At 61.6% G+C, this 20,473-nt stretch carries 21 protein-coding genes; 5 read left to right on the forward strand and 16 right to left on the reverse strand.

The window, feature by feature from the left end; genetic code table 11:
* Window positions 1–38 precede the first annotated feature (38 nt).
* Both ACFSQT_RS11830 and ACFSQT_RS11835 read right to left on the reverse strand, forming a co-directional pair.
* The gene (locus tag ACFSQT_RS11830) at window positions 39–869 is read right to left on the reverse strand and encodes a metallophosphoesterase (RefSeq protein WP_379018670.1); all 831 of its coding nucleotides are present in this window, start codon (window positions 867–869) and stop codon (window positions 39–41) included.
* A gap of 193 nt (window positions 870–1,062) precedes the next feature.
* Complete coding sequence (locus ACFSQT_RS11835) at window positions 1,063–1,533, reverse strand: DUF6634 family protein (protein WP_379018672.1); 471 nt, start codon at window positions 1,531–1,533, stop codon at window positions 1,063–1,065.
* A gap of 108 nt (window positions 1,534–1,641) precedes the next feature.
* Between ACFSQT_RS11835 and ACFSQT_RS11840 the strand changes: the two genes are divergently transcribed.
* Window positions 1,642–1,890 (forward strand): helix-turn-helix domain-containing protein, encoded by a 249-nt coding sequence (locus ACFSQT_RS11840; protein ID WP_379018674.1) that lies wholly within the window; start codon window positions 1,642–1,644, stop codon window positions 1,888–1,890.
* Between the two features lie 407 nt (window positions 1,891–2,297).
* On the opposite strand, the gene ACFSQT_RS11845 is transcribed toward ACFSQT_RS11840, so the two are convergent.
* The 10 genes from ACFSQT_RS11845 to ACFSQT_RS11890 form a co-directional block, all read right to left on the reverse strand.
* Window positions 2,298–2,540, reverse strand: a complete 243-nt coding sequence (locus ACFSQT_RS11845; protein WP_379018773.1) for an E2 domain-containing protein — start codon at window positions 2,538–2,540, stop codon at window positions 2,298–2,300.
* Between the two features lie 36 nt (window positions 2,541–2,576).
* Entirely contained in the window at window positions 2,577–3,161 is a 585-nt protein-coding gene (locus ACFSQT_RS11850) for a Pycsar system effector family protein (RefSeq protein ID WP_379018676.1), read from the reverse strand.
* A gap of 8 nt (window positions 3,162–3,169) precedes the next feature.
* Window positions 3,170–3,985, reverse strand: coding sequence for an E2 domain-associated cysteine-rich protein (locus ACFSQT_RS11855; RefSeq protein WP_379018678.1), 816 nt, complete (start codon window positions 3,983–3,985; stop codon window positions 3,170–3,172).
* A complete protein-coding gene (locus tag ACFSQT_RS11860) occupies window positions 3,982–5,505 on the reverse strand; it encodes a nucleotidyl cyclase domain-containing protein (RefSeq protein WP_379018680.1) in 1,524 nt (507 codons plus the stop codon). Before ACFSQT_RS11860 ends, ACFSQT_RS11855 begins: the two co-directional genes overlap by 4 nt.
* Window positions 5,506–6,023: 518 nt before the next feature.
* Window positions 6,024–9,809 carry a vitamin B12-dependent ribonucleotide reductase gene (locus ACFSQT_RS11865; protein WP_379018682.1) on the reverse strand — a complete coding sequence of 1,262 codons (3,786 nt, stop codon included), beginning with the start codon at window positions 9,807–9,809 and terminating at the stop codon, window positions 6,024–6,026.
* A 622-nt stretch (window positions 9,810–10,431) separates the two neighbouring features.
* A complete protein-coding gene (locus tag ACFSQT_RS11870; protein ID WP_379018684.1) occupies window positions 10,432–10,743 on the reverse strand; it encodes a PilZ domain-containing protein in 312 nt (103 codons plus the stop codon).
* A 128-nt stretch (window positions 10,744–10,871) separates the two neighbouring features.
* Window positions 10,872–11,360, reverse strand: coding sequence for an NUDIX hydrolase (locus ACFSQT_RS11875; RefSeq protein ID WP_379018686.1), 489 nt, complete (start codon window positions 11,358–11,360; stop codon window positions 10,872–10,874).
* 199 nt (window positions 11,361–11,559) lie between these two features.
* Window positions 11,560–12,060 carry a xanthine phosphoribosyltransferase gene (gene gpt, locus ACFSQT_RS11880; RefSeq protein WP_006200882.1) on the reverse strand — a complete coding sequence of 167 codons (501 nt, stop codon included), beginning with the start codon at window positions 12,058–12,060 and terminating at the stop codon, window positions 11,560–11,562.
* 113 nt (window positions 12,061–12,173) lie between these two features.
* Window positions 12,174–13,007 (reverse strand): universal stress protein, encoded by an 834-nt coding sequence (locus tag ACFSQT_RS11885; RefSeq protein ID WP_379018688.1) that lies wholly within the window; start codon window positions 13,005–13,007, stop codon window positions 12,174–12,176.
* 96 nt (window positions 13,008–13,103) lie between these two features.
* A complete protein-coding gene (locus ACFSQT_RS11890; RefSeq protein WP_379018690.1) occupies window positions 13,104–13,847 on the reverse strand; it encodes a competence/damage-inducible protein A in 744 nt (247 codons plus the stop codon).
* Window positions 13,848–13,974: 127 nt separating this feature from the next.
* Between ACFSQT_RS11890 and ACFSQT_RS11895 the strand changes: the two genes are divergently transcribed.
* Both ACFSQT_RS11895 and ACFSQT_RS11900 read left to right on the forward strand, forming a co-directional pair.
* On the forward strand, window positions 13,975–14,988 hold the full coding sequence (locus ACFSQT_RS11895) for an alpha/beta fold hydrolase (protein WP_379018692.1): 1,014 nt from the start codon (window positions 13,975–13,977) through the stop codon (window positions 14,986–14,988).
* 53 nt (window positions 14,989–15,041) lie between these two features.
* On the forward strand, window positions 15,042–15,323 hold the full coding sequence (locus ACFSQT_RS11900) for a hypothetical protein (protein WP_379018694.1): 282 nt from the start codon (window positions 15,042–15,044) through the stop codon (window positions 15,321–15,323).
* An 89-nt stretch (window positions 15,324–15,412) separates the two neighbouring features.
* Here ACFSQT_RS11900 and ACFSQT_RS11905 read toward each other — a convergent pair whose 3' ends face one another.
* The 4 genes from ACFSQT_RS11905 to ACFSQT_RS11920 all read right to left on the reverse strand — a co-directional run bounded on the left by ACFSQT_RS11905 (window position 15,413) and on the right by ACFSQT_RS11920 (window position 17,808).
* Complete coding sequence (locus tag ACFSQT_RS11905) at window positions 15,413–15,652, reverse strand: hypothetical protein (RefSeq protein WP_379018696.1); 240 nt, start codon at window positions 15,650–15,652, stop codon at window positions 15,413–15,415.
* Between the two features lie 29 nt (window positions 15,653–15,681).
* A complete protein-coding gene (locus tag ACFSQT_RS11910; protein WP_379018698.1) occupies window positions 15,682–15,960 on the reverse strand; it encodes a DUF982 domain-containing protein in 279 nt (92 codons plus the stop codon).
* 299 nt (window positions 15,961–16,259) lie between these two features.
* Window positions 16,260–16,577, reverse strand: coding sequence for an SH3 domain-containing protein (locus ACFSQT_RS11915; protein WP_379018700.1), 318 nt, complete (start codon window positions 16,575–16,577; stop codon window positions 16,260–16,262).
* Between the two features lie 130 nt (window positions 16,578–16,707).
* Window positions 16,708–17,808, reverse strand: a complete 1,101-nt coding sequence (locus tag ACFSQT_RS11920) for an NADH:flavin oxidoreductase/NADH oxidase (RefSeq protein ID WP_379018702.1) — start codon at window positions 17,806–17,808, stop codon at window positions 16,708–16,710.
* Window positions 17,809–18,004: 196 nt separating this feature from the next.
* Between ACFSQT_RS11920 and ACFSQT_RS11925 the strand changes: the two genes are divergently transcribed.
* On the forward strand, window positions 18,005–18,583 hold the full coding sequence (locus ACFSQT_RS11925) for an NUDIX domain-containing protein (RefSeq protein WP_379018704.1): 579 nt from the start codon (window positions 18,005–18,007) through the stop codon (window positions 18,581–18,583).
* Between the two features lie 1,520 nt (window positions 18,584–20,103).
* Window positions 20,104–20,421: a hypothetical protein gene (locus ACFSQT_RS11930; protein WP_379018706.1), complete on the forward strand. Its 318-nt coding sequence runs from the start codon at window positions 20,104–20,106 to the stop codon at window positions 20,419–20,421.
* Window positions 20,422–20,473 lie beyond the last annotated feature (52 nt).

The raw sequence follows: 20,473 nt of genomic DNA on the forward strand, positions 1-20,473 counted from the left end.
GGCCAAGGACGTTGGGTACGGTGCAGGGAAGCGGGGCTTCATGGCAGGTACTCCGTGTCGATCACGAGGTCCCAGCGAAACCCGTTGGCGCGCTCGGAGGCGGACCTCAGATAGCCGCGCGGATTGCACACGACCCGAGTCCGGCCGACCGTGACGTCGGCAGGATGATGCGTATGCCCGCAGATCCAGAGCGCCGGGGCGGCATCGGAATGCAGCACCTCCTCGAATACCTCCGCACCGCAAGCGAACAGGCAGTTGGTTTCGAGGCCCCGATAGACGGCGGGCGTGCAATCCGGATGCGGCAGGTTGTGGGTGACGACGACCGTCCTGCCGTCGAACGGGATCGAGAGCTGGCGCTCGATGAAGCCACGCGTCAACCCATGGAAGCCAAGCATCGCCTCAGGCGACAGCCATTGTCCGTCGCCGAGCCGAATCCTGGAGAAGTCCGCCAGTTGCCAGGCCATCGAACGCATGCGTCGCGGCAGGTCGGCCTCGTCCTGGAGGTTCATCCGGAAGTCGGTCCAGAGCGTTGCGCCGACAAAGCGAACGCCGCCGATCTCGGCCACGCGATCGTCCAGGACGTGGAGCGGCCGCACCCAGTCTTTCGACGCCTCGGCCGCCTCTTTCATCAAAAGGTGATCGGACGGTTTGGTGCGCGATATCCGGGCGTCGCTATAGAATTCGTGGTTGCCCGGCGCGAAGACCATCGGCAACCGATACCGCTCGATGATCCATCGCGCGGTATCGCCAAGCACGTCGGCGCGGCAAAGGTCGCCGGCACAGACGATCAGGTCGGCCTGCGGAGCCGTCTCCGGGAAAGCCGGGGCCTGCAGTTCGAGATGCAGGTCGGACCAAATCCAGAGTTTCATATCAGGCTCCGATCATTTTTTCTGCCGGTCGAGCGCCGGCCTCTGAGGCACATCGACACCATCGCGATCGATCGCCGCTCGCAGTTCTCTTGGTCCGACGTTCCGACAGAGTTCTTGAGGAACTCCGGCGCCTGCGGCCCAATCGAATGTCGGATGAAATGCGTTTGGAAGAGTGGAGGAGGGGGCAGCCATGTCACGAATGCTCGGGGACATCACCAGCCGGTTTTCCCAGTTGGTACCACCGCGATTCAGTCCTACCCAAACCGAGCTGCTCAGAGAACATCGACAAGCCAGACGTTACAATCGCCCGCTGGTGGCCCGGAAGCTTTGGATGCCCAGTGGCCAACCCGACGAGGCAAAGGGTCGGGCGTAGCGCCAAACGCCATTCCTCCAGAATCGGCGCGTCATGCGTGGAGCTCGATGCCGGGCGCTTGTTGAGACTGACGTACCAAAGGTCGGCGACTAGAGCATCAAGCCGGACCCTCTCCTCGCCGAAAGCTGTTAGATCGAGATCAATGTTTGGTCCGAAGCGCAACATGGCGTCTCTCTTTCGCGTCGCTGGTAGCCGGCTGTATTTGCTGCCCGTTATCTTCTGCTCGCCTCCAAGGCGCTTTCCTGCGGTCCCCGAATCACCATGCGGTTTAGGGGGATTAAATGATGCCATGGCTCAGCGAATGGTCAATTTGTACCTGATTCGAATCCTTTCATATACTATCTGTATCAATATGCGCCAATTGTTGACAACGAGGACCAGCGGTCGCTTCGTTGACCAATGGAGTCCTTTGCCGATACCATCCGGATGATGCGAGTAGCGCGGGCGCTGCTTGAGCTCAGCCAGGAAGACCTGGCCGAACTCGCCGGCGTGGGGCGTCAAACGATCGTCAGGATCGAAGGTGGAGGGAAAGGGGTTGCGTTCGACGTAGTGGATAGGGTTCGAACGGCGCTCGAAAAAGAGGGTGTGGTGTTCCTATCGTCGACGGCGGATCACGGTCCTGGCATAGCCCTGCGAAGATTAAAGTGAGCGGACTGAACCGGACCAGCTTCCGTGACAAGGCGCGACTTGGCTACGCCGAATGCGCGGGCGTTGCGGTGGCGTCCAGTCGAAGCCGCAAACGATAGCCGCTATTTGACGAGATGACATTCGCACATAGCGCCTCAGGCCGGCGTGAGGTTCCAGCACAGTCTTTCCAAAAGTCGTTTGTCTTTTCCGCCTCAGGCGTTCTTCGCGAAGCAGGGTCGTCACTTCGGCAGCATTCGACCCGCAGGATTGGGCGCCCCTCTTCGTGCAGCCCATCAGGTAGGGCAAACGTCCATTGAGAAGTCGATCGCCTTTATTTGCTCAACCGAGGGAAGCGTCCGGCGAACCATTTTTGCTCGCCCTCCAGCATCTCGTAATAGGCTTCTTCGGCCCGAGTGCTTTGGCGGCATTCAAGGCAGCAACTTGATGCGGACCGACATCGCCGTGGGTGATCGCCTGCCTCGCGGACCAACGGCGTGTCCTTCCCGAGACCCTTTTGGAGAAGCTAATACTGCTCCAGAAGCCCCCACGACACGATCGCCTGGTTGCGCGACTGACAATCCCAAACCCGCCCCAGTAGCCAGGCAGAACGAACTATCTTCGTTTAAGTGGCGCTCTGGGCAGAAGGCCGGGAATGCGTTCCCCGGAACGATCTCTTGGCGATCACATGCAGGCGGGAGCGCGTCAGCCTAATGGAGAGCTGACACCCAGTTCTGGCCGGCTTCCCACACGACCTGGACAGCCCAGACAACCGGCGGGGCTGCCATGCAGACAAACGAAGCCAGGACCAAGCGGCCAGCTGCGTTGAAGGTCTTGAATTTGCGATTGGCGATGCGTGCCTGCACGGCCACTTGGACTGCGAGGTCATCCAGATATTCGTCAGAGAAGGATTGGCCTTCTACAGGGTAGTACCGCTGTTTGGAAGCTGGACCGAAATCGTCGATTTCCAGGGATGCGATGTGACCGAAGTAAAGAAGGTTGCTAGTTTCCTCACGTTCATGGCGAAGATGGTGCAGCAATTTTGGAAGGAAGGACGTGAGCGTCACCACCGCTGCCACGGCCAGCAGCGGTAGCGCCACCAGGAAGGCAGTTCGGTAGCCCATTGGAGGCTCATCCGTGGAGCGAAGGATTCCGATGATGGTTGCCATCCAAACGGAGCAAAACGTGAGCAGCGCGGCGTTCTTCGCTTCCGCGAATTTCACGAGGTCCATCATTCGACTGTGATTGGCAGCCAAGGCCTTTTCATAGCTTTCCTGCTGGTCGTTCTTGGCCATCGCAATTCCTATGCGGCTATTGACAGTTCGGTGTCGACAAGGTCCCGAAGAGGGCACTCGTCCATCGTTCCGCAGCACTTCAGGGAAGAATCCTTGAAGCTGTCGAAAAATTTCGCCTCGGCTAAACGCCAGCCTTCAAGCGCCGCCGCGAGGTCGGCACACATCTGCGCATGGTCGGAGCATGCCGCCAGCGGCAATCCGCTTCCTCGGTCACACTGGCACCTCTGGCGTCGGGTCATCACTTGGCCGGTCTCCACGTCGACTGTAAGCAACCTCCTGCCGTCGAGCAGAAGCCGCAATCGATCGTGGCCGCCATGCCTCCTTCGCAATGTCGTAAGACGCCCTTCCTTCAATGCCTTCTCGAAAGCCCCGCCGATCCTTATGGCGCTCGCTTCAGCCGCCGCCTGGTACCTTGCAGCTTCGGGTCCGTGAGCACGTGCCTCGCCTTTTCCGGGCCAGCTGCAAAGCGCTGCCGCGGTGCGTTGCCTCAGAAGGAAAATGAGCAGCTTTCCCCACCATCGCCTGGCGGCTTCCGCGTCGGTGATTTCAAGCGGTTCTGCCTCCGCCCAATAGAGACAGAACGTACCGTCAAAGTTGATGTGGCGCTCCGGGCAGAAGGAGGGGAGGTGTTCGGTTTTTGCCTCCTTCGCAACTATCTTGTCTCCGGTATCAGCCACCGTGATGAGAAACCGCGTTGCGGGTGCACCGGACGCGTTGACTGGCTGAACGGCAAAGATCGCCACATTGTCTTTCCAGCTCACCAGATCCGAGTGGTTGTCGCGTGCAGTCTCGGCCAGGAGGGCGAGGGCCGACATTGCCGTCATCGCCCCTCCGAGTGTGGGCGGAACGGTTCCTCGGCAGCCCTGGCAATGGCCGGGCTCTTCGCGGCATAAGCGGCGGCATGCGCTGCTTTGGCCACCTTGTCGCCTTCGGCCGTGAGCGCCTCAAGCACTACGTCATAAGTCAGTCCGGATTTTCGACGCGATGTCCCGAAGAGTGTCCGTACAGACTCCGGACCAGCATCATACGCCGCCTTCCCAATCGCGGTTTGCTCGCCACTGCAGCGCTTCTGCTCGGCTTCTGAATCTAGGACGGCGCGACCCGTGGAGCAACGGACACGCTCGCCCTGCATGCCAAGTCGGGTAATCGCCGTCGGGCCGAATTCAAAGCCTATGGCTAGCCCGAGATCGTCGGTGTCCACGTCATTCGCTCCAAGCCTTTCGAGCGCTAGATCGAAACTGCTGCGCAATCCTCCGGCACACAGGGCCGAGGTAGACACCGTATCCTCGGTGTACGTCTGGTAGGCTGTTCCCTCCATCACGTGGCCGTGGATGCAATCGCCGATGAAGCGAATACGCCGCCCCGAGAAATCGGAGGAAAGAACACGGTCGAGTTCCGAACGGATGACGTGGAGACAGCGGACGACGTCTTCTGGATCGTCATCGATATGAGCGTCGACGTATGCCGTGAAGTTGTCGACATCGGCGTAGACTGAAACCGTGTCCATCCGCCTCGAGTTTCCAGGCGTAAGGACCGAGATATCAAGGTCGCGCAAAGGAGGAGTCGCTCGGCTGAACACAAAGGCGCCGATCGGGTTATTCTTGTTGTCAGCACGCCAGTCGGACACCACGGAGTCCTTGCTCAGTCCAAGTTTGGCGGCGTTCTGGCAATCCTCGATCTCGGCCTCGGTGAGCGGGACGTCTTCATCGTCAAGCTCCTCGAGCCCGATTGCCTTCCTCGCCTCGTTGCTCAGATATATGCCGATGTCGCTCCCGTTGGATGCGATCTTCGCTGCCATGTTGGCGGGGCGACCCAGAAACAGCGGTTCGCGGTTGCCGTTCCGGCCGTTGTTGACGACCAGCGCCCGGCCGCTGTCGATGCCAATCCGAACCGCCGCAGCCGGAATGTTCTCGTCGTCATCGCCTGTCTCGAGCAGGACATCGCTGATCAGCCGCGCGATGGCGATAGCACGGTTGACGCGATCTCCTTCCGCGTCGTCCCCATAAGGCTTGGCGACGACGGCGTGAAGCCGCTGGTTGTGGAAGTCTACGCGAATTGCATCGGATGCGGCCAGGATGCGATGAACGGCCCGATAATGCAGATTGAGGAAGCGCAGCGTTCGCTTATGGCAGGTCTCGCCTTCGGACTGCGTGCTTTCCAACATATCCCGCAGGTTCAGGATGTCGACGTAAAGGTGAACCGCATCCATGCGGTAGGCCTTGTTTGTCGGTATCGATGTCAGCGAGGTGTCCCGCTTGTAGTCCACCACGGTGACGGACTGGACTTCCTTGATGCGGGCGTCGATCGCGTCCTTGGCGCGATCGTATTTCCAGTTGTTCGACATACCTACTCCTATCGACAAGGGCGCTTGGGATCGCCCAGCTACTTCGCAATGAAATTAAGTGAGTTCACACCGGGACGCCGCGCAGCGACGAAAATCAATCCGGTTGATTGTGCAGCGTTTTAATTCGCTCGGAATGCGTTCAATTCCTGATTTGTTCCCGTTGGCATTCCCGGGCGCGAAAAGCGCCCGGGAGATGGTGTTTTTCGGCTTACCGCCGGAGGTGAGCAGACTTCGTGTGTCGAATGAACGATCTATCTTGACGTTGAGCGAGATTCAGTGACGCGTCAGGGGATAATTGGCGCCCAAAAAAGGAAAGTTATGGGTCGCTTTGCATCAGGTCCCTCCCTACTGATTGGGATTACCTAGCGTTTGTCCCCCCACAGATGGCACACTTGTCGCGCAATCCGTTCCTTCTCACCTTTCCAGCGATCTGAAGAGCGGCCGTCGAGCCGCTCCAAGTACACAACATTGGCTTTCAGGTACCCAACTTTGGGTGTGGCACCAGGCGGCATCAGTTCTCAGCTGCACCCGCTCGTAGCGCCGCACGTGTCGCACTTCTCACACGTCCCATTCCGCACCATGGTGAAATTCTGGCACTCGGAGCAGGAATTGCCGGTGTAGCCTTGCAGCAGCGACTTGGCGCGGCGGTCGGCGGCGAGTTTCTTTGCTTCGGCCGCTTCGTTGGCCGCCGCGTCGGTGAACAGCGCCGCCGTGGTGTCGGAGGCAGCGCCGGCCGCTTCCTCGAAGGCGATGTCCTCGGCCAATTCCTTCGCCCGCTCTTCATAGTCGCGCTTGTAGGCGACCGCTTCGTCGCTGGCCGGTTTCAGCGCCAGCACGTTGGAGCCGGAGAAAGCAGTCGGTGCCGAGCGGGCAGGGGTTCCGGCGGAACCACCGGCAAAGCCCTTCGGATCGTTGCCGCTCACCCGCGACACCAGCTTCACCGGCGAGGCGCCACGGGTCAGGCCCTTGGAGACGGCGTCGGTCTTGCCTTCGCTGATGCCGCGGCCAAGTGCAGTGTTGGAAAAGTCCGACTGGTCGACATGGGCGAGGTCGTTGCGGCCGAGATAGGAGATGGCAAGCTCGCGGAACACGTAGTCGAGGATCGACGTCGCGCTCTTGATGGCATCGTTGCCTTGCACCATGCCGGCCGGCTCGAACTTGGTGAAGGTGAAGGCGTGCACATATTCGTCGAGCGGCACGCCATACTGCAGGCCGAGCGAGATGGCGATGGCGAAGTTGTTGAGAAGGCCACGCAGGGTCGCGCCTTCCTTGTTCATGTCGATGAAGATCTCGCCGAGACGGCCATCGTCATATTCGCCGGTGCGCAGGAAGATGGTGTTGCCACCGATCTTGGCCTTCTGGGTATAACCCTTGCGGCGGCCGGGCAGCTTTTCCTGCTCGCGCGACACGCGCTCGATGATGCGCTCGACGATCCGCTCGGTGATCTGTGCCGCGCGCGCCGCCGCCGGTGCGGCGATCAGCTGCTCGATCGCCTCGTCCTCGTCGTCCTCGCCATCGGCGAGCAGCGAGGAATTGAGCGGCTGCGACAGCTTCGAGCCGTCGCGATAGAGCGCGTTGGCCTTTAGCGCCAGCTTCCACGACAGCATGTAGGCGCCCTTGGCGTCTTCCACCGTCGCATCGTTCGGCATGTTGATGGTCTTGGAGATGGCGCCGGAGATGAAGGGCTGCGCCGCCGCCATCATCTGGATGTGGCTGTTGATCGACAGCGAGCGCTTACCGATCTTGCCGCACGGGCTGGCGCAGTCGAACACGGCGAGGTGTTCGGCCTTGAGGAAGGGCGCACCTTCCAAGGTCATCGCACCGCAGACATGGATGTTGGCGGCCTCGATGTCCTTCCTGGAGAAGCCCAGCGCCGGCAGCATTTCGAACGAGAAGTCGTTGAGCTGTTCGTCGGTGAAGCCAAACGTCTCCTTCACCCAGTCGGCGCCGAGCGTCCACTGGTTGAAGACGAACTTGATGTCGAAGGCCGACTTCAGCGCCGCGTTGAGCGCCGCGATCTTGTCGTCGGTGAATCCCTTCGCCTTGAGCGCGCCGGGGTTGATTGCCGGCGCCTGGTTGAGATTGCCGTGGCCGACTGCGTAGGCCTCCATCTCGGCGATCTGGCTTTCGGAGTAGCCGAGCGTGCGCAGCGCCTCCGGCACGGCGCGGTTGATGATCTTGAAATAGCCGCCGCCGGCCAGCTTCTTGAATTTCACCAGCGCGAAGTCGGGCTCGATGCCGGTGGTGTCGCAATCCATGACCAGGCCGATCGTGCCGGTCGGCGCGATCACGGTCGCCTGCGCATTGCGGTAGCCATGCTCCTCGCCGAGCTCGATGGCACGGTCCCAGGCGGCCTTGGCGTGCACCGCAAGGTCCTGCTGCTTGAGGTCGGAAGCGACCAGCGGCACCGGGTTGACCGCGAGCTTCTCATAGCCCTGCTTTTCGCCATAGGCGGCACGGCGATGGTTGCGCATGACGCGCAGCATGTTCTGCGCATTGCGGTCGTAATCGGCGAAGGCGCCGAGTTCGGCGGCCATTTCGGCCGAGGTGGCATAGGCCGTGCCGGTCATGATCGCGGTGAGAGCGGCGCAGATCGCGCGGCCCTCGTCCGAGTCATAAGGGATGCCCGAGGTCATCAGCAGGCCGCCGATGTTGGCGTAGCCGAGGCCGAGCGTGCGGTATTCATAGGACTGCTTGGCGATTTCCTTCGACGGGAACTGCGCCATCATGACGGAGATTTCGAGCACGATGGTCCACAGCCGCACCGTGTGCTCGTAAGCGGCGATGTCGATCGTGCCGTCGGCGTTGCGATAGGGCAGAAGGTTGATCGACGCCAGGTTGCAGGCCGTGTCGTCAAGGAACATGTATTCCGAGCACGGGTTGGACGCCCGGATCGCACCGGCGGAGGCGCAGGTGTGCCAGTCGTTCATCGTCGTGTTGAAATGCAGGCCCGGATCAGCCGAAGCCCAGGCGGCGTAGCCGATCTTTTCCCAGAGGTCGCGCGCCTTCAGCGTCTTCAACACCTTGCCGTCCTTGCGGGCGGTGAGGTGCCAGTCGGCATCGTCCTCGACGGCGCGCAGGAAATTGTCTTTCAGCGACACCGAATTGTTGGAGTTCTGGCCCGAAACGGTCAGGTAGGCATCCGAATCCCAGTCGGTGTCGTAGGTCTTGAACGACATCGAGGTGTAGCCCTGCTTGGCGAACTGGATGACGCGGTAGATGTAGTTCTCCGGCACCGCGGACTTCTTGGCCGCCTTGATCTCGCGCTTCAGCGCGGTGTTGATCGACGGGTCGAAGCAATCGTCGTCATGGCCTTCGCAGTTGACGCAGGCCTTCATGATCGCTTCGAGATGCTTCTTGACGATCTTGGAGCCGGTTACCAGCGAGGCGACCTTCTGCTCTTCATTGACCTTCCAGTCGATGAATTCCTCGATATCGGGATGGTCGGCGTCGACGATGACCATCTTGGCGGCGCGGCGCGTCGTGCCGCCCGACTTGATGGCGCCCGCCGCGCGGTCGCCGATCTTGAGGAAGCTCATCAGGCCGGACGAGCGGCCGCCGCCGGACAGCTTTTCGCCTTCGCCGCGCAGCAGCGAGAAATTGGAGCCGGTGCCGGAGCCGTATTTGAACAGGCGCGCTTCACGCACCCAAAGGTCCATGATGCCGCCCTCGTTGACGAGGTCGTCCTGCACGCCCTGGATGAAGCAGGCATGCGGCTGCGGATGCTCATAGGAGGATTTCGACTTGGTCAGCTTGCCGGTGAACGGGTCGACATAGAAGTGGCCCTGGCTCGGGCCGTCAATGCCATAGGCCCAGTGCAGGCCGGTGTTGAACCATTGCGGCGAGTTCGGCGCCACGCGCTGGGTGGCCAGCATGTAGGCGAGCTCGTCACGGAAGGCGCGCGCGTCTTCCTCCGACGCCTTGAAGTAGCCGCCCTTCCAGCCCCAATAGGTCCAGGTGCCGGCAAGCCGGTCGAAGACCTGGCGGGCGTCGATCTCGGAACCATAGCGTTCGGCTTCCGGCAGCCTGGCAAGCTCGGCCTCGTCGGCGACCGAGCGCCACAGGAAGGAGGGGACGTCGTTCTCCTCGATCTTCTTCAGCCGCGCGGGGACACCGGCCTTGCGGAAATACTTCTGCGCCAGGATGTCGGCGGCAACCTGGGAAAACTGCGCCGGCACGTCGATATTGTCCAAGCGGAACACCACCGAGCCATCCGGATTCTTGATCTCCGAAAGCGCCTTGCGGAATTCGATCTCCGCATAGGCTGATTGTCCTGGCTTGGTGAAACGACGCTCGATGCGCATTGGTCCGGTCCCTTTTGTCTATATATAGCGCTTTTCCCGGGGATTTCTGCCCCCAATGCGAAACGCGCATGTCCGCCGTCCGCCGGCGTTCGAAAACGGCCGGCTCTCCATTTCGCAGTCTCCGCCGGCCCTGCTGGTCAACTCCTTGCGAAGTGCCTGTCCAACGCGCCGACGAACCCCGCGGGTCCCTCAAAACTGATTTTTTTTCGATTCCCTCACTTGAGGGAATTTCACACTATCTAGCGTCGAACCTACCTGCAAACACTAAATATAGTATTAACAGACAATTTATTCCAGTCCGACAATTCTCCCTATCGTCCCCAACCGCCCCACAACCCCAACGCTTCCGCCGGCCTCGTAAACAGGCGGAAATGCGGGCAAAAACGCACATAATACGGGAAAAAGACCGGGCTCAGAACTTTCCGGTCGCGCTCTCAACAGGAGCGCATGGCCTATAAAAGGCGACTCGTTTTGCGCCGTCAAGGATTCGTTTGCGTAGCTTTTGTGACCCCAACATCTTGTGTGTCACATATGTGGATAACGGGGATAGACTTGAGCTGTGGCGCAGGCGGTTTTGCCGCCGGCATGCTTCGCGCAAACACGACCGCTGCGTCCCGAGGGATCAGCCGTAATGCAATTTCGGCTTTGGCTCGGTGCCGGTGAACTGCACCCCGATGCGGTCGTTGCGGCGCCAGCGAACCTCGCACCGATAGGCAATGCCATCGAGCGGCACATAGAGAAGGAATTGATCGGGAACGCGTGCCTCGAGCGGTATCTTCAGTTCCGCGCCGCCTTCGTGCTGATTGCGCAGCGTGCAGCCGACCTCCGAGTTCTGAATCCCGGTGATGATCGCTCCACCCTTGAGCACGCGCGGACGACGCTCGCGCTGGGGCTCGCCGGATTCTTCCTGAAGTGGGTTTGCTGGGTTCGCCATCGATCACATGCCAGATCGACCGATTCCTATCCGCGAATGATTAGCAAACCATTCACGGCGCATCACAGGGCTGCGAATCGGTGGCGACACACGCGAAAGAAAGCGGGACCGGCGAGGGAAGCAAGCGGCTAGGGGAATCTATGCGGGTCGGCGCAGAAATAGGCGATGATCTGGCAAAGGTCGGGTTCGTTGACCATGCGCACCGCTTCGCTGGAGCTGACCCATTTGCGGGTGCGCGCGCGTTTTTCCTTCCAGCGATCCGCGATCTTGTCGACGTGCAGCGGAAACACCAGGACCTCGCACGGCACTTCTTCGCCGGAGGCCAATACCTTGGCATAGAAATAACGGCCGGCCTCAAGGTGCGATACCGTTCCGCGCAGTCCGGCTTCCTCATTGGCCTCGCGCGCCGCGGCCTCGCAGAGCGGCTCCCTGGCTTCCGGCCAGCCCTTGGGCAACACCCAGCGGCCGGTATCGCGGCTGGTGATCAGCATGACCTCGACGCCGTTCCCGGTATCCCGCCAGGGCAGGGCGGCTACCTGCAGACGGCAAGGCGCCGTGCCGAAGAGTCGCCGGACCCTTTCGGCCAGATGGTTGTGCGTCGTTGGTCTCGTCAACATCGGAGAAGCTAGCCCCAGCCTCCAGAATCGTTTGCCGCCTCACGAATTTTACGGCCAATTGTCGGCAATAAAAGTAAAAACTTTGGATGGACTGGCCAATTTCCGCCAACAAAGGTCGATTTCGCAAGAAATCGTACCCAAGGGGGCCGGTTCCCAAGCAAATGGTCCCCGGCGGCGGCTACAAATTGGAATAAACGAATCAGCCGGCGTGGTCGTCGGCGATCGGCTTCTGATAGGTGAAGCCCATGTCCCACGGGAAATAGATCCAGGTGTCCTGGCTGACCTCGGTGACGAAAGTGTCGACCAGCGGCCGGCCTTTCGGCTTGGCGTAGACGGTGGCGAAATGCGCCTTCGGCATCATCGCGCGCACGATGCCCGCCGTCTTGCCGGTGTCGGTCAGGTCGTCGATGATCAGCACGCCGGCGCCGTCGTCGGCCAGCAGGGCGGGGGTGATCTCCTTGAGAACCTGCAACTGCCCCTGGCTGGTATAGTCGTGATAGGAGGCGACGCAGACCGTCTCGATGACGCGGATGCCGAGTTCGCGCGAGATGATGGCAGCCGGAACCAGCCCGCCACGCGTGATGCAGACGATCGCTTTCCATTGCCCCTTGTTGGCACCCGCAAGCCGCCAGGCGAGCGCGCGGGCGTCACGATGGAACTGGTCCCAGGAGACCGGAAAGGCTTTTTCGGGAAGGGACATGTCGCGCACTCCGCAGCACGCGGGGACCGCGTGCAAGAAAACAGGGGAATGCGCGCGGAATTAACTGGAAAGCCTTGGCCTTGGCAAGGGCCAGCCCCGCAATCGCTGTGGGCTTACCGCGACAGGAAGGCTGCTACCTGCGCCGTGCGCAGCACGGTGCGCGTTACGCCGCCAAACAGCAGCTGGCGCAGCCACGAGTGGCTGTAGGCGCCGAGCACCAGCAGATCGGCGCCGGTCTCCGCGATCCTGGTCTGGATGATGTCATCGATCGAATTGCCGCCCGACCTCTGCACCGAGACGCTGACGTTGGCGCCGTGGCGCGACAGGGCGGACGCGATATCGGCGCCGGCGGCCTCCGGGCTTTCGTCGAGCGTGTCGGGTGGATCAATGACCAATATGTCGGTTTTCTCGGCTTCGATGATGAACGGCAGCGCGTCGAAGGCGGCGCGGGCCGCTTCCTTGCTGCCGTTCCAGGCGAGCAGCACATGCTTGAAGGTGGTGACCAGCGGGCCAGCATGCGGCACCACCAGCACCGGCCGACCGGCATCATAGACCAGCGTATCGACATCCGCGCTCGGGTCGCCGCCCGTCTCGCGCTGCGCGGCGATGATCAGATCGGCGGCACGTACGCTGGAAATGCCGGTCAGCGCGCTGTCGCCCGAAAAGCTCTCCAGGCTGCGCCACTCGAAGGACAGCCCGGAATTCTCGATATACTTAAGAAAAATAGCCTGCAGCTTCTCGGCCCGCTCCCGGTTCATATCGGCTGAAACCTGCAGGAACTCGGTGTCGGGAAAGCCGGTGGCCGAGGTGTAGGGTACCGGAAGCGTTTCGGCATGGATGCCGATCAAATGGCTCTGGAATCGGTTGGCTAGCGGAACGGCGCAGTCCAGCACCCGCTCGGCGTCCTGCTCGTTTTGCAGAATGGCGACGATGGTTTTGAATCGCATGGTAATCCCTCAGTTTACAAGCGATCGAATTGTGGCCGATCGAACTCGCGCCAGGGAAACGTTCCAGCGTCGTGCTTTGTTCCGGTCTGGACCAGATCAGCCGGGGTTGGTGGCGAAGCCGGCCACCATCGCCTCGACGTCCGCCCGAGCGGCGTCCAGCGCTTCCTGGCTGCGGGCGCGCACGACCAGTTCGGTCCAGAATTTGCCGTCGCCATATTTCGGATAGGAGCCGATGATCGTGTCCGGATGCGCTTTCTGGATGTCGCCCAGCGGTCCGCCGATGAGGCCTTCGCCGAATGGGCAGTGCACGGCTGCCGACAGCATCCTGGTGCCGGCCTTCAGCGTCGGCACGACATTGTCGAGCATGGCCTGGAAGATCGACGGTACGCCGGCCATGACATGGACGTTGCCGATGCGAAACCCGGGCGCAACGGACACCGGATTGTCGATGAGATCGGCGCCACGTGGCATCCGCGCCATGCGTTTGCGGGCCTCGGTGTATTCGATACCGCGCGTGGCATAGCTTGCCTCCAGCATGGCGTAGGCCTTAGCATCGTATTCGCAAGGCACGCCGAAGGCTTTGGAAATGGAATCGGCCGTGATGTCGTCATGCGTCGGGCCAATCCCGCCGGTGGTGAACACATAGGTGTAGCGCGCGCGCACCGCATTCACCGCCGCGACGATCTCGTCCTCCTCGTCCGGAACGATGCGCACTTCCTTCAGGTCGATGCCGATCGCCGTCATGATGTCGGCGAGATGGCCGATGTTCTTGTCCTTGGTGCGGCCGGACAGAATCTCGTCACCGATGACGAGCATGGCGGCGGTAACGATTTCGGGCATGGAAGACTCCGGCAGGACGGGTCGCCTCAGATAGCGCGGCGTCCGACGCCGTTCAAGCGCGACGCGTTTTGGATTGCAGCGGCACCGGATGCGGCTAAGCTCAAGCTGGCTCTGGTTCGGGTGGACAATGCTCCTGTCGGTTCTGTCGTGGCTGCTTGCCGTTCTGTTGTTGCCGGCGGTCCTGGGGATCGCCAGTCTGGTGCTGGCGACGCTGTGGATCGCGGCCAAGGCCGAAAGGCTGGTGCCGCCGGTCGGAAAATTCATCGAGATAGACGGCAATCGCATCCACTGTGTCGACCAGGGTGAAGGGCGGCCGATCGTCTTCCTGCACGGGCTCGGCGCCCAACTCCATCATTTCCGGCACACTCTGTTCGAACGGCTTGGTCCAGGCTACCGGTTGATCGCGCTCGATCGGCCGGGGGCGGGTTATTCCGTGCGGGCGAACGCCGCGACGGGCCGGCTGCCCGAACAGGCCGAGATCGTGCGGCGCTTCATTGAAGCTCTCGGGCTGGAGAAGCCGCTGGTGGTCGGTCATTCCCTGGGCGGCGCCATCGCGCTGACCCTGGCCGTGGAACACCCCGAGGCGATTTCCGGCATCGCACTCCTCGCGCCATTGACCCACATGGAGGCCGGTGCGCGCGAAAGGTTCGGCTCACTCTATATTCCGTCACGCCTGTGGCGCTGGATCATGAGCTATACGGTGGCGATACCGACAAGCCTCAGATATGCGCGGCCGACAATGGAGTTCATCTTCGCGCCGCAGGTCCTGCCTGGCGACTATATGGTCGCGGGAGGCGGGTGGCTCGGGCTCAGGCCGGCCCATTTCTATGCCATGTCCTCCGATGTCGTGGCGATCGAGCGCGACCTTGGCCGCATCGAGGGGCGCTACGGCGAGATCGCCATGCCGGCCGGCATTCTCTTCGGCGATGCCGATCGCGTGACCCGTTTTCACACCCAGGGCGCGCCGATGAGGTCAAGGATCGAGGGGCTCGATTTCGAGGTGGTCGAGGGAATGGGGCATATGCCGCAATTCGTCGCGCCGGAGCAGATCGTGGCCTTCATCGAGCGCGTCGCCAACCGAGCCTTCGCTCTCCGGACATCACCGCGGCCTCACGACAATTTCACTGAACCATTCAGCTGATTGCCGGGTTTACCCGTGTCGCACCCAAGGCGGCCAAGACACGGAGTAATTCAATGGTTACGAAACTTCTCGCAGCATCCGTTCTGACGATCGGTCTTGCCACATCGGCAATGGCGCAGTCGTCGGACAGCACCTATTCCAACCACCACAACTGGCTGTTCGGCAACGAGGACTCCTCGGCTGTCGACCTGAGCACCACCGGAAGCATCAATGGCGATAGCTCGGGATTGAACAGCCTGGGCAATCCCGGCCCGCTCGGGCCTTGTGCCTCCACCACGGCCGGCCCTGATGCGAATGCCCAAGGGAACGTGAACGACCAGTACTGCGGGAAATAATCAGCAGCAGGCTCCCAACTGGCCACGAGCGTCTCCTCTACAGGCGTCCGCGGCCGGCCTCTGTGCCCATCTAAAATCTGGATAAAAGATCAGTCGGAGACTTCTGTCTGCGGCCGGTCCCGGCCGTCGGCCAGTTCCTCGTGCCATTTGCCGTCAGAATCCTCGTACTGGATGCCGTCCGTGGCCCCGGCGACCTGCTGCTCGGCCGAAGCGATCTCGGCGGCGCGCAAGGCGCCCTGATGCGTGGGGAACGTCTCCGAGTAGGTCGCTCCGACCATGTAGGCCCAGCCGCCGTCATGCTCGACGATCTTGTAAGTCAGCTTCGCCATGAAAACCTCCAGTTGAAAGGTCCGTCCGCTCAATGCAGCCGGTCGTCGGACAGTTTGTCGTCGGGCACCAGCACTTCCGATTCCTTGGCGGCTTCAATCAGCGCCCGGCGCGCATCCGCTGTCGAACGATAACCTTCCAGCACTTTGAGGCAAGTGTCGAGGGCATCACGATGACGCGGGCCGCGATTGAGCGGCCACACAGTCATCAGGCACTCCGCCGCCTCCTGGGCACTACGGATATGGCGATATTTGCCGACGTGGCCAAGTTCGACGACGACCGGCACTTCAAAAGGTTTGTTGTCCATCATGGCCGCAACGCAAAGCAGCCAATTTGGTTGCAACCATGGTCTTCAGCCTGCGCCCAAAAGTCGCGTCGCGTTTGTGACGCGCTGTAAGGTGTGTTGAGATTCAGGTCAGGCCGAGCCGAAAACGGTGGTTTCTGAGAACCAGAGCGGAGCGTACTTTTGGGTACGTGAGCACCGGAAGCGCAGGAACGCGCCGTTTGCAGTCCGGCATCACCTGAATCTCAACACACCTGAGGTTTTTGTTTAATGCATGTCGTTGTCCCAAAACCGGATCCACTTTTGGGTGACATGGCACGGGCGTCTCAGTAGCCGCAATCATTGCGCAGCCAGCGTGCATTTGCCCAGCCGGTCCTGCCGCCGATTTCGACCTGATACCAGTTGCCGCGCCGGTCGAAGATCTCGGTGTGATCGCCATTGAACAGCTGTCCGATCATCCGCGACGACGAGTTCGGCCGTGTCCGCACGGCGAGAAAGCCGCTGCCGGTCGCCAGATTGTAACGGCCGGACAAGCCATGCACGGTGCCCTCGCAATATTGCGCGCCGACCGGCGTCGACGCACCGATCCAAAGTCCGGCCACGGCTGTCAGCGCGGCAACCGGCAAGAATGCCCTGAACGACATGATTTCCTCCAAGCCCGGCCGCGCCCGCCGCAGCCTCACCCAACGTAACAGTTTGCGAACAGAATTGAAGCCAAGCCGTGGCAAACTGTCCCAAACTGCGGGCCGCGCCGGGGTCGGAAGAACCGGTCGATCAGCCCGCCTTCATCCAGTGCTGCATCGTCGTCACCGAACGGGCAAGCTGCGGCGCCGGGTGGATTGTCTCGCTGAAGGTGGCGGCGGCACGCCATCCCCAGCGCGGATCGGCCAGGAAGGCGCGTGCCAGCGCCACCATGTCGGCGCGGCCCTCGGCGACGATCGCCTCGGCCTGCTTGGGGTCGTCGATCAGGCCGACCGCACGGGTCGGAATGCCGGCGCCCTTGCGCACGGCTTCCGCCAGGTGCACCTGGTAGCCGGGGCCGGTGGGCAATTTCTGCAAGGGCGAATTGCCGCCGCTCGAGCAGCAGAGATAGGCGACGCCGACGTCCTTTAGTGCTTTCGCCACTTCGATCGCGTCTTCGACCTCGAAGCCGCCATCGACCCAGTCCTTCACCGACAGCCGCGCGCCGAGCATCAGCTTTGGCGTTGCTTTCCGCACCGCCTTGGCGATCTCGACGGCAAGACGCATGCGGTTTTCCAGCGAGCCGCCCCAGCGGTCGGTGCGCTGGTTGGACAGTGGCGACAGGAACTGGAAGATCAGATAGCCGTGTGCCGCGTGCAGTTCGAGGAAGTCGAAGCCGGCCCGCTCGGCCCGCCTTGCCGCTTCGGCAAAACGTTCGATGAGCTGCAGGATCTCCTCGTCCTCCAGCGCGCGCGGCACGTTCCAGCCGCTGTCATAGGCGATGGCCGAGGCCGACACGGTCTGCCAGGGATCCTCGTTTGGCTGCAGCGGCCCGCCGCCCTCCCAGGGCTTGCGGTTGGAGGCCTTGCGGCCGGCATGGGCAAGCTGCGAGCCGAACTTCGTACCGGGCGCGGCAACGCGTCTGGCCGCATCCAGCGCGCGGCGGGCGGCCGCCTCATTGTCTTCGGAATAAAGGCCGAGACAGCCATGCGTGATACGCCCGCGCCGCTCGACATCGGTCATCTCGACCGTGACCATGCCGGCGCCGGACATGGCAAGGTTCATCCAATGATACAGGTGCCAGTCGCTGGCCGAGCCGTCTTCGGCGGAATACTGGCACATCGGCGCGACCGCGATGCGATTGGGGAAGGTGAGGCCGTCGAGAGTAATCGGCTGGAAAAGCGATGTTGTCATGAAATGGGGCTCCGGGAGGTAAGCCGCTATCTAGGTAGCGGATCGAAGGCGCGCCAGACACGATACGGTGAATTTGGGACCGATTGCCTGCATTGCGCAAATGCCGGTTCGCGGCTACGCCTCGACCCGACAATGCATGTCGCCCAAAAGTGGCCCCGGTTTTGGGAGAACGACATGCATAAGCATGGAGACCATGATGGAAGATCGCATTCGCATCCGTTCGGAGGAAATCCTCTCCGACGACTGGGCAGTCCTGAAGAAAACCGTCCTCGACTACCGCCGGCGTGACGGACAGTGGGAGACGCAGATCCGCCAGACCTATGACCGCGGCGACGGCGCGGTGATCCTGCCCTACGATCCGTCGCGTTCGACCGTGCTTCTGGTCCGCCAGTTCCGCTATCCCGCCTACGTCACCGGCCACCGCGAGCCGCTGATCGAGGCCTGCGCCGGCCTGTTGGACGAAAACGATCCGGAAACCTGCATCCGCAAGGAGGCCGAGGAAGAACTGGGCTACCGGCTGCAGAACGTGGAGCGGCTGTTTTCGCCCTATATGAGCCCGGGCAGCGTCACCGAACGGCTCTGGTTCTTCGTCGCCCGCTATTCGCCCGCCGACCGCATCTCGGCCGGCGGCGGCGCGCGGGACGAGGGCGAGGACATCGAAGTGCTGGAAATACCGCTCGACGAGGCGCTGGCCGGCATCGCCGATGGCCGCATCATCGATGCCAAGACGATCATCCTCGTCCAGCACCTGAAGCTGAACCCGATCAAGGCTTGATCCAGCGCCGGCTATCCGGCGCTCTATCGGCAGCGCTGCAGGGACAGCGGCCAATTGAAACCCACGCTGGTGAGGCTCCTGCGAAGTTGCGTCCCCGCATCAAAGGAACGCAACGCCGAGCGAGGCGTTCAATAGGCGACGTCACCAAGTGGGGGTCGGATGAGTTCTCTTCGTGAATAGCCTACGCTGGCGTTCCATGCGGAAGTGGAACGCTCCGCCCGCCTCGAAAAGAACGCCCGGCTGAGAGAGCTTCGATCTCATGCGTCCTGGTTGGTGTTCGATCCTGATGCTCCGTTTCACGAAGAGATCGATTGCTCAGCCATCTTTGAGGGAAGGACTTCGCGCAAGCCGTGACTTCGGCAATTGCTGGCCGCGGCTGGACGCTTGCGGGATGGCATAGGGGAATATGAGATCGAACGGTCTGGCGGCAGGCGAAGGAACCGCACTTTCCCAAGCTCAACGTGACCGTCTGGTTCGACCGGTGCGAAATGTCGGGCTAACCGCGAGAGATCAGGAAGGATGAAGCCTTCAGCGTGGCCTCACGCGGCGCGCGCAGGCCGGCCCGGGGCCGCGCATATAGTGGAGTTCTGGCCGGTAGCGCGGTGCAACGAATTCGCGAAAGGCCAATGCCAACCGTGTGATCAAACCCCAACATCCGATGACCCAATCCCTGCAAGACGCCGCTGCTGGAGGCTGTTCATTTCCGATTTTTGTCTGTGCTATCCACATGACGGCAAAGTCCGCGATGCTGAAGCCGACGCCGATACGGTCGAGGAGCCGCTTGAACAAAAGACCGTATCGGATTGGGTCGCAGTCAGAAATTCCCACGAGGTCTCGGACGACAAGAGGGCTACCGCCAAGGCCGTGACCAGGAGCACTGCGGGAAGGCCAAACAGAAGCTTGCGCGACATCATTGTCCCAACCTCACACGCCGGTGTCGATGTGGAACAGCGTTTTGGCCCGGCATGTCTGAGGTGATAACTGCAAGAACCGTGCCACCTTTGCTCGGCGGACGATTCCGGTCGGACTGGATTAATCTTAGCCAACACCGCCTAAGCCGATGCAGGCAGACGTCCCGAAATGGGTCATATGTGCTGGCACCATAATTGCACCGCCACCGACGCCGGGTATTGGGGCCCGGCATCGGGGCAAATGGGGGAGCCTCGCCGCTTCGCAAATGGAGCGGCGAGGCTTTTCGTTCAGCTCTCGGCCTTCAGGCGGCTCGACAGCCGATCGGGTTGACGAGAGGCCGACGAGCCTGACCGGCTTTGTTGGGGCCAGCCGGCTAAAGCCGATCCCTATATAAGCAATCTGCAGCAGAACCCTGTTCGGACGTTTCCCCCGCCATTGGCCATGCGGCTTTTGTAGCGGGCCTGACGACGCCGACGCCGGTTGGAAAATATATGCGCAAATGCTAATATATCTAAAGCTTTCGAATGAGGGAACGCAAGGGATCGGGCCGCCAGGCTGGATTGCGCGGGGGATGTATGCGTAGCTCTTTCAGGATCCTTGTCCCGGCCTTGGCTATTGTCTCGACTGGCGCCGTGGCGCACGAGTGGTATGCGGGCAAGAAGGACCCCGTCACGGGCTTCACTTGCTGCGCGGGAACAGATTGCGCACCGATCCCGGACTCTGAAGTCAAGGAAATGCCGGGCGGCTATATCTATCTCCCCACCGGCGAGTTCATCCCGTATCTTCGCGTACAGCATAGCCAGGATCGGCAGTTCCACCGCTGCATCTATCAATCGGAATTTCTCAACCTGGATCAGGGAAGTTTCGGAAAGGGCGACACCCGCTGTTTCTTTGCGCCGCATTCCGAGATAGGCGCGGCCTTCTAAGTGCGGGTTGATGAGATCGCGCCGGAGAGGCGGCCAGCGAATGCCGCAAAGC

It is taken from the genome of Mesorhizobium calcicola, from assembly GCF_042682105.1.
Classification (GTDB): Bacteria; Pseudomonadota; Alphaproteobacteria; order Rhizobiales; family Rhizobiaceae; genus Mesorhizobium; species Mesorhizobium calcicola.